11 protein-coding genes are annotated in these 8,516 nt (G+C 34.8%); 3 read left to right on the top strand and 8 right to left on the bottom strand.

The annotated features are described in order from the left end of the window. Nucleotides 1–136: 136 nt before the first annotated feature. From DBX25_RS14305 to DBX25_RS14270, 8 genes are all read right to left on the bottom strand, one after another. A complete protein-coding gene (locus DBX25_RS14305; RefSeq protein ID WP_108671497.1) occupies nt 137–451 on the bottom strand; it encodes a DUF3892 domain-containing protein in 315 nt (104 codons plus the stop codon). Nucleotides 452–632: 181 nt separating this feature from the next. Continuing rightward, nucleotides 633–1,622: a diaminopimelate epimerase gene (gene dapF, locus DBX25_RS14300; protein ID WP_108671496.1), complete on the bottom strand. Its 990-nt coding sequence runs from the start codon at nt 1,620–1,622 to the stop codon at nt 633–635. 76 nt (nt 1,623–1,698) lie between these two features. Beyond that, nucleotides 1,699–2,271 (bottom strand): beta-class carbonic anhydrase, encoded by a 573-nt coding sequence (locus tag DBX25_RS14295; RefSeq protein WP_108671495.1) that lies wholly within the window; start codon nt 2,269–2,271, stop codon nt 1,699–1,701. A 270-nt stretch (nt 2,272–2,541) separates the two neighbouring features. Further along, entirely contained in the window at nt 2,542–2,751 is a 210-nt protein-coding gene (locus DBX25_RS21415) for a hypothetical protein (protein ID WP_108671494.1), read from the bottom strand. Between the two features lie 265 nt (nt 2,752–3,016). Beyond that, entirely contained in the window at nt 3,017–3,793 is a 777-nt protein-coding gene (locus DBX25_RS14285; RefSeq protein WP_108671493.1) for an ABC transporter permease, read from the bottom strand. Further along, on the bottom strand, nt 3,790–4,698 hold the full coding sequence (locus DBX25_RS14280) for an ABC transporter ATP-binding protein (RefSeq protein WP_108671492.1): 909 nt from the start codon (nt 4,696–4,698) through the stop codon (nt 3,790–3,792). The genes DBX25_RS14285 and DBX25_RS14280 overlap by 4 nt, the downstream gene beginning before the upstream one ends. Nucleotide 4,699: 1 nt before the next feature. Beyond that, on the bottom strand, nt 4,700–4,909 hold the full coding sequence (locus tag DBX25_RS14275; protein ID WP_108671491.1) for a PLD nuclease N-terminal domain-containing protein: 210 nt from the start codon (nt 4,907–4,909) through the stop codon (nt 4,700–4,702). A 290-nt stretch (nt 4,910–5,199) separates the two neighbouring features. Then, nucleotides 5,200–5,349, bottom strand: a complete 150-nt coding sequence (locus DBX25_RS14270; RefSeq protein WP_108671490.1) for a DUF2639 domain-containing protein — start codon at nt 5,347–5,349, stop codon at nt 5,200–5,202. 169 nt (nt 5,350–5,518) lie between these two features. Between DBX25_RS14270 and DBX25_RS14265 the strand changes: the two genes are divergently transcribed. From DBX25_RS14265 to DBX25_RS14255, 3 genes are all read left to right on the top strand, one after another. Then, a complete protein-coding gene (locus DBX25_RS14265) occupies nt 5,519–6,883 on the top strand; it encodes an MATE family efflux transporter (RefSeq protein ID WP_108671489.1) in 1,365 nt (454 codons plus the stop codon). A gap of 201 nt (nt 6,884–7,084) precedes the next feature. Then, nucleotides 7,085–7,534, top strand: coding sequence for an Hsp20/alpha crystallin family protein (locus DBX25_RS14260; protein ID WP_108671488.1), 450 nt, complete (start codon nt 7,085–7,087; stop codon nt 7,532–7,534). A gap of 81 nt (nt 7,535–7,615) precedes the next feature. Further along, a complete protein-coding gene (locus DBX25_RS14255) occupies nt 7,616–8,119 on the top strand; it encodes an Hsp20/alpha crystallin family protein (protein WP_108671487.1) in 504 nt (167 codons plus the stop codon). The last annotated feature ends 397 nt before the right edge of the window (nt 8,120–8,516 follow it).

Genomic DNA, 8,516 nt, shown 5'->3' with positions numbered 1-8,516 from the left:
GTTAGACGATTCTTCTCTTCGCTTCCGCTCCTGCGGGGTCTATCCTGTAACGCTAATCCCCGAGGAGTCCAGAGTCTTCCACTTCTATAAACAAGCTGCTAAATCATCAACATGAACTTTACCACAGCCTATCTCTTTAGAACGTAGGTAACTGATCTAGATTATTTTCTTTAATACCATCTGGTTCGCTTCTAATTATATCCCTGCCGTACTTATGAAAAACATCCAAGTGAGCCAACTTTCCTGCTTTCGCTTCACCCAAGGCAGTTATATAATCTAATTCTCTTCCGCTATTAGTTTTAAAAGCAATAATATCATCATCTGCATTTTTTCGTACCGCTACTATTCTTTCCGCGCCGGTGTTGAGTTCTTCAGCAAATTCTACTTTAGCCTGTTTTTCACCTTGTCTTTTGTACTCAGCAAAAATTTTTTGATAATCTTTATTTTCCATTCTAGCACCTCCCGAACATATGTTTAGTTTGTTATGGAATTATGTAATTTATGTGTCAAAAAAAATGGATGAAATCATAATGACTTCATCCATTTCCATTAAGAAATTTTAAATTTTGAATAGATTACAGTGCCAATCACTATTGCATAAATATCAATAATGAGCCTCAGGTTAGCAATTTTTATAGTTTTACTTTATCCTCTAAAAACGCTGCTACATCTTGTTGCAATCGTTCATATTGTTTAGTTTCGCTAGTATAGTCTTCCTGCTTAAGAATTTTAGCATCCTCTGCATTCTTAGGATTGACTTCAATTTCTGCATTAAATAAATAAGTGGCATTTCCAATCAAATCGATACTATATTTATTGGCTTCTTTATGAACGACACATTTAACTTTCCCACCTGGGTTATAAACGTGTATGTCTTGCTCATAATCATTAAATCCTTGTAAGCATGTTACTAAGGTAGATGCAGACATTGCAGTTCCACATGCATTCGTAAATCCAACTCCGCGTTCATAGGTACGAACAAAAATATGTCCTTTTTCAAGAGGCACTACAAAACTAACATTAACCCCATCTGGAAAAAGCTTATTAGGCCCATTAACCACTTGCGAAATTTCTAATTGTAGATTCGATTGCAGTTGTTCAGAAGTTACAAGTGCCACTAGATGAGGATTTGGAACTGCCAAAGCCGTAAATTTCAGATTGTCTGATAGCTCCACTATTTCCCCGTTAATTAAAGTATCTTGCTCGATTTGCAATGGTAGATCCTTTACATGGAAAGAAACAGGTGAAATTTGGACTTTGAACGTTGGTATGTCTTCATATATGCTTGTAACCTTTTCAACTGCAAGTATTGTTTTCATCGTTTCAATTTGCAGCCTATCATTTGGAAGTGTTTCGAATGCATATCGAGCAATGCAACGAAGGCCATTTCCACACATTGAAGCTTCCGATCCATCTGAATTGAAAACCCTCATTTTTGCATCGGCCTTTTTACTTCTTTGAAAAAATAGAATACCGTCAGCACCTAGAGATTTCTCCCTGTCACATAGCGCTTTTGCAAGAAGAGCACGTTCCTCATCAGAAAATGAAATATCTTGATGATATTCATCTATTATTAAAAAATCATTACCAGAACCATGGCATTTGATGAGATTAAGCTTCATCATTCATCCTCCCGTGTATCTATTCTATTTATGTACTTACTATTTGTGTCTGAGTTTTATTTAATTAGAAGGATTTTTATGATTTTTTAATTTCGTACCCATCTACTACTAAATCTAATTTCCCAGTAGTTGGAGATATGACTAACCCGTGGACATAAACGTCATTCGGAATAAGCGGGTGATTTCTAACAATATCCACACTATTTTTTACACTTTCACTAACATCATCAAAACCACGTAACCAATTTCTAATATTGAAACCAGAATTTTCAATAATACTGATGGTCTCTTTTGAAATATTTCGATCAGTTACTTTTTCAAGCAAGCTTTCAACGTTCACTGATGCCATACCACAATCATGATGTCCTATAATAAAAACTTCTTCCGCATGCAATTCATAAATAGCAACAATAATACTACGCATTACACTTCCAAATGGATGTGAAACAACTGCACCCGCAGTTTTAATGATTTTCACATCTCCGTTTCTAATATCCATAGCCTTTGGTAACAATTCGACAAGGCGTGTGTCCATACAACTTATGATTACCATTCGTTTATCCGGAAACTTATCCGTCTTAAACTCTTCATACTCTTGATTTTCCACGAAATGTTGGTTGTGCTCTAAAATTTCTCGTAAAATTGTCATCATTAATCACCACATTTAAAAGAATTTTTTTTTATTATAGCAAATAATGCATTGTAAGTGATAGTGATGAGGTACGAGCCCATTTCACGTTTAGTTTAACTGAAGGTTCATGAATTATAAAAACTTTTTATTTCCTTAATGACACGTAGCAATTCAGTTCACTTTTATGTAGACCATTATCTTGTTTAGTGTAGAAATATTTAATATAAAATCAAAAAAAGCGCCAACTTCTATAAATTGAAATCGGCACTTTGATTAATTAATATTCGTTTAACGTGAAGCTTTTGGTGGTTGGCACACGTCACATTTGCGTTGATTATTATTTTTAAATTTCGTAAACGTTTTTTCAAAATTGGTGCCACATATACATTTAAACAGTAACTTTTGAGAAAATCCGTGATATTCCGTCGAGAGTAATTTACTTTCCGAATTGTTCTCAACAAATTTTTTAATTTCACCAATAGTCCATCTTTTGTTCATTCTCTAACACCTCCATATTTTATCGCTAGGCGGAGGCTTTTCTTGGCATCCGTTCAATTATGAGCTAGAGTCGTAATTATCCTAAGTTTCTCATTATAACATGAACCTATATACAATTAAACAAATCTTCTCAGTTTGAATGTGTACTAAATCAATCCAAACTGACGTCGCATGTTGGAAAACATTAGTCTTACATATCCCCGATAATATTCACTTGAATTCACAAGGACAATCTATAAAAGAAATAATTACAATAAAATTATTTTTATTCTGCTATACTTCTCTTGAAAAGCAGGACTGAGCCTAGGAACAAAATAAACGATATGATTAATGTAGCGACTATAGATGCACTTGTATGTTGTGAAAACTTGCCCGTTATTAAATATTCTCCAATATACTTTGATAACTGACCAGGACTCCATGCCATCTGTTTCGTTAATAATCCGCCGATAAGATTGATGATCATAATAATGATTATCGAGATAAATCCAATCATCATCGACGAAGATAGGAAGCTATTTAAGAACAGAAGAATACTTATCACAAACATGATCCACACCAAAAAAATCACAATGCTGTTAATAAAATGGGCAAAAGGTATTCTCTCAAATAATAATGAGGTATAATACCAGCTAGCTAGTGAGCCTAAAATAATTGATGGAAATATTAATATAATAGAAGAAAGCCATTTACTAGAAATAAAGTTGACATAAGAAACCGGTTTAACTAATATCATAGAGATTACGCCGCTTTGTCTCTCATTCGAAACACTTCCCATATTCAATAAGACTATCACAAGAATCCCAAGTAGATTAAATTGCTCCAATGACATAAAAAATACTTCTGGAGCAGATGGAGTCGGGATTGAAACGACCGCACCCTCTGGTAAACCTCCAGCGCTTTTTATTATATCCGGTAAGAAGTAAGAGGTAAATGGATCTGTTAAGCCTATAATGATGAAGGTAATTGGAACCCAAATAATACGGTAATTTCGTACCATTTCCAACCATTCTTTTTGAACTAGTGTTAATAATTGATTCATTGCTTTACCACCTTCATAAATAAATCTTCAAGATCTAAATTAGAAACCTCCACTTTTACAACAGGTATATTAGCTTCCAATATCCAACTTAAAATGGCTTTTTGTCCCTCTTGAATAACATCTGTCTCACACATTACATGTCTACCTTGAATGTTTATTTCTTTAAAAATCGCATTTTCTTTCAAAGGATGGATTAATTCAGATACATCGATACTAGCTTCTACTGTAATCTTCCCGACTTGATTTTTCTCTTTCAATTCCTGAATAGATCCTTTTTCCACTAAGTTTCCACCATGTAAAAATAAGACATCTTCACATATTTCCTCAGCATCATTTAAGATATGTGTACTAAAAAGTATCGTCATTTCTTGTTTTAATTCCAACAATAATTCCAGTACTTCTCTCCTTCCGAATGGATCAAGTGCAGAAACGGGTTCATCTAACATTAATAACTTAGGTTTATGAATTATTGCTTGGGCAATGCCTAACCTTTGTTTCATTCCTCCCGAATACTTACCAATCTTCCTTTTCTTTGCATCTTCTAATCCTACTTTTCGCATTAATATTTCTGCTTGAACAGTGGCTTCTTTAACATTCATTCCCGTCAACTTGGCGGAATATATTAAAAACTCGATGCCAGTCATCCAATCATAAAAAACAGGAAATTGTGGTAAATATCCGATATACTTTCGAATATCACTATGTGATTCCATACCTATCATTTCTATCTTGCCAGTTGTTGATTTCAACAATCCAGCAAGCATTCGTAACGTTGTAGTTTTTCCAGCGCCATTGGGTCCAATCAATGCGACACATTTTCCTCGGTCAAGACTAAAGGATAATGCATTTACTCCTCGATTTCCCTTATACGTTTTACTTAAATCAGTGACTTGTAGGAGAGTCATTTTAACGTCTCCTTCCGAAGATGAAATAAATAATCGGACCTATCATTCCTGTAACAAGTATTAATGCTGCCCATAACGCCTTAGGTCCTTTTGGTTGATCATTCTTAATCAAATCAATCAGTGCAATAATCACTAAAATTAGTTGTAACACCAGGATAGGTGCAATAAGTCCAAAATTTATCGATTCAAAAGCTTGTTGTAATTCATTCATTTCATATCTCCTCCTTTTGTTCTATACGTTAGACGCACAACTCAAAAATTCGTTCATAGAAATATTTAAAAATTTTATTGTTTTTTTTAAGATTGTTATTTCAACCATAATTGAGGGGGTGACTACTGTTTAAGGTTTCACCTTTAGAGGTCCCATCCATTTCACTTTTGTTTGCTAAACACATTAAGTCAGAATCAAAGTATGTAACAAACTTTAAAATCTGCTAAAATATTCCCCCAAAAACTAAAAAGACCAATCGTTAAATCGATTAGTCCTTCTTTCTTCAATATTTATTTTTCTTTTCCGATGGTGTCAAAATATAACTTTCTAATGACAAATGTACGATATAGTTCTAATTTTTTTCTCTCTACTGGATGTTTCGTAATGCCTACTTCCTTTAATTGTTGTAAATACCAACCCTTTGAATATTGATAAGCCATAATAATTCTCTCCCTTTTTTGAATGCTTGTCCCTAACATTTGTATGAGAGAAAAAATAATATTATGACATGTTGAAATCTCTTACATAAAGTATAATTTACATTCCTGGTTAATGTTTTATGTTATAATTTTTCGTACTCCGAAATACAAAAAATTGAGGTCTAAAAAAATGAATCAAACCTTCAGTCCAAAAGAAAAAATTCTTCTGTTTATGAAAATTATGTTTCCAATCCTTGTTACACAACTCGGATTATTTTCAATGAATTTCTTTGATATTGTTATGTCTGGTAATTACGCTTCTGCTGATTTAGCAGGTGTTTCGATTGGGAGTTCGATATGGATACCCGTTTATACAGGTTTAAGCGGTATTTTATTGGCAATTACACCGATTGTTGCGCAACTAATTGGTGGGAATAAAAAGAAAGAAGTCCCTTTTTCAGTTATTCAAGGAGTCTACCTCTCCATTCTGATGGCAATCTTGATTTTGATAATTGGCTCCTTTGTTCTCAATCCAATCCTAAATGGAATGAGTCTTGAACCTAGGGTAAAAATGATTGCACATGATTATTTAATCGCTCTTTCTTTTGGTATCATTCCTTTATTCATTTATAATGTTTTACGTTCTTTTATCGATGCACTTGGTCAAACTCGAGTTTCTATGATAATTACTTTATTAAGCCTTCCTATAAACATCGTGTTTAACTATCTGTTGATTTATGGAAAGTTTGGATTCCCAGAGCTTGGAGGGGTCGGATCAGGGTATGCTTCTGCCATCACATATTGGCTAATCACAATCATTGCTTATTTCGTCATCAAGAAGAATCAACCTTTCTCATCCTATAATATATTTTCAAAGTTTTATTCTATTTCATTCAAAGAATGGAAGGCCATTTTTACTATTGGTGTACCTATTGGCTTTTCTATATTCTTTGAAACGAGTATTTTTTCAGCTGTCACCCTACTGATGAGTGAATTCGACACCATTACAATAGCTTCCCATCAAGCTGCATTGAATTTTGCCTCTTTTGTCTATATGGTACCATTGAGTATTTCTATGGCATTAACAATTGTAATTGGATTTGAAGTGGGTGGAAAAAGGTATAAAGATGCCCGGACTTATAGTCTAATAGGTATTTGTTTCGCAGTTGGTATTTCCCTTTGTTTCGGAATCATCCTGTTCTTTTTCCGTGAAGGCATCGCAAGCATTTATACGAATGAAGCAGAAGTGGTAAAAATGACAGCGAAGTTTTTGATTTTTGCTCTGTTCTTCCAGCTTTCTGATGCCATCATGGCTCCGATACAAGGCGCATTAAGAGGTTATAAAGATGTTAATTTTACTTTTATTATGGCTTTTGTTTCATTCTGGGTAATCGGTTTGCCAACAGGCTATTTGTTTGCAACTTTCACAGAGTTAGGTGCCTACGGTTTCTGGATTGGCTTAATTGTAGGGTTAGCTGTTGGAGCATTGAGCCTTAGCATGAGGCTTCTCTATGTTCAAAGAAAAAAATATCCCCAAGTTGAATCTAAAAGCTAAGTCATTTGACTTGGCTTTTTTCTTTAGGCATATTTCACAAAAATTTTTTCCTTGATACAGTAACCCTCCTTTAAAGCCACCTTAGAAAGTTTTAACAACATCAAACTTTTATGAAGTCAGTCTTTCACTAGGAAATGACCTAGAATATTTGTCTTTTCTGACCTCATATAATGAAGAAAACCATTTATTGGGGGGTACTAAATGCCGAATGAAAACCAATACGGAAACAATCATCAAGATTGGGAGTCTCTTCAAAAAAAGGCTGAAAATGTGTTAGGCGAACATTTTTGGGCAGACTTTCAAAAAATCATGCCAAAAAAATACCCATCTATGGATTTATATGAAACGTCAGAGTTTGGATTTATCCTAATTGAAATTCCTGGTATTCTCAAACCCCAGGATGTGAATATCTACTTTACTGGTCAAACTTTAACTATTGAAGGCCAAGTACCATATCCATATGGAGTCTCCCCCGAAAAGCTACTACTTTCTGAACGACATTTCGGTCCATTTAAAAGAAGCATGGTCATTCCTTTTTCCTTTCTTCCAAATCCATTGGATGCCACTTACGAAAATGGAATCTTAACAATCCGTCTTAAAAAGAAAAACGACTCTCATACCGTTTCATTTACAATCGGCCCGAAACCTTAAACTAATAATGTCGAATGGGCATTTATCTGCATAGGATAATACATCCAAATCTTCTAATCATAAAGGAAGGAGGTTTTTTGGATGTTTCCATGGAATATGCTTTTCCCTTTTCAGAAGCAGATGAAAAACATGCCAAATAATATGAACCCTCAAGACATGGAAGGATACATGCAAGGTTTATTCTCAAATGTGATTCCACAAAATGTGCAAGAATTGATCAATCAGTCAAGAAACAATGCATCTGCTCAAGGTGGGTTCAACACCAAAGGCTGGAATATAGCCGACCAAAATCCGGTGTCCCAAAATGAGTTGCGTTCTGAGGTATTTGAAACTCACAGTGATGTATTTGTTAGACTACCAATACCTAAAATTGAGTCACATCAAGAGATGAAGATTTATCATACCTCCAACAAAGTAATCATTGAAGGCTACCCTGCAATTGATGATAAACAGACCATTACACTTCCCTGTATAGTTAAGAAAAAAGGGGCGATAGCCCATTACAAAGATGGCACTTTAGAAATCAGAATACCGAAAATCTCTGACCTTCAATATTCTGAGGTGGATCTCTCCTCTTTTAGGTAACAAGGTGCTCTATTTACACTCAATGCAATATAAGGAAAAGGATCTCACCAATTGGAGAGGTACCAGACTGTAGACAAACTCGTAAAAATACGAGTTTGTCTACAGTCTTTTTTCAATTAAAATAAATTATATACTAGATAATCCGTTGATTTCCGTTCCGGCCGAACGCTTTCCGCGGGGTGTGACTTGAGCCTCCTCAGTCGCTATGCTCCTTGCGGGGTCTCAAGCTTCACACTACTCCCGCAGGAGTCGTCGCCCTCCACACCAATCAACTAAGCGGTTAAAATACAAGAAGTGACGTACAAAATGATGACGAGAACCCAATTAAATGAACGTGAACAATTAGAAGTGTGGGCGATTGATCAACTTGTGCCTGATGACCATTTAGTACTAAAAT

The organism is Peribacillus acanthi (assembly GCF_003073175.1).
Classification (GTDB): Bacteria; Bacillota; Bacilli; order Bacillales; family DSM-1321; genus Bacillus_BN; species Bacillus_BN acanthi.
The sequence above is the reverse complement of the archived record's forward strand: the minus strand, read 5'-3'. Positions and strand labels throughout refer to the sequence as shown.

Bases quoted from the DNA above. Each gene is read 5' to 3' on its own strand.
- DBX25_RS14280 (WP_108671492.1), bottom strand. From the start codon at position 4,698: ATGACTCTCCTACAAGTCACTGATTTAAGTAAAACGTATAAGGGAAAT.
- DBX25_RS14275 (WP_108671491.1), bottom strand. From the start codon at position 4,909: ATGAATGAATTACAACAAGCTTTTGAATCGATAAATTTTGGACTTATT.
- dapF (WP_108671496.1), bottom strand. From the start codon at position 1,622: ATGAAGCTTAATCTCATCAAATGCCATGGTTCTGGTAATGATTTTTTA.
- DBX25_RS21415 (WP_108671494.1), bottom strand. From the start codon at position 2,751: ATGAACAAAAGATGGACTATTGGTGAAATTAAAAAATTTGTTGAGAAC.
- DBX25_RS14295 (WP_108671495.1), bottom strand. From the start codon at position 2,271: ATGACAATTTTACGAGAAATTTTAGAGCACAACCAACATTTCGTGGAA.
- DBX25_RS14270 (WP_108671490.1), bottom strand. From the start codon at position 5,349: ATGGCTTATCAATATTCAAAGGGTTGGTATTTACAACAATTAAAGGAA.
- DBX25_RS14285 (WP_108671493.1), bottom strand. From the start codon at position 3,793: ATGAATCAATTATTAACACTAGTTCAAAAAGAATGGTTGGAAATGGTA.
- DBX25_RS14265 (WP_108671489.1), top strand. From the start codon at position 5,519: ATGAATCAAACCTTCAGTCCAAAAGAAAAAATTCTTCTGTTTATGAAA.
- DBX25_RS14260 (WP_108671488.1), top strand. From the start codon at position 7,085: ATGCCGAATGAAAACCAATACGGAAACAATCATCAAGATTGGGAGTCT.
- DBX25_RS14305 (WP_108671497.1), bottom strand. From the start codon at position 451: ATGGAAAATAAAGATTATCAAAAAATTTTTGCTGAGTACAAAAGACAA.
- DBX25_RS14255 (WP_108671487.1), top strand. From the start codon at position 7,616: ATGTTTCCATGGAATATGCTTTTCCCTTTTCAGAAGCAGATGAAAAAC.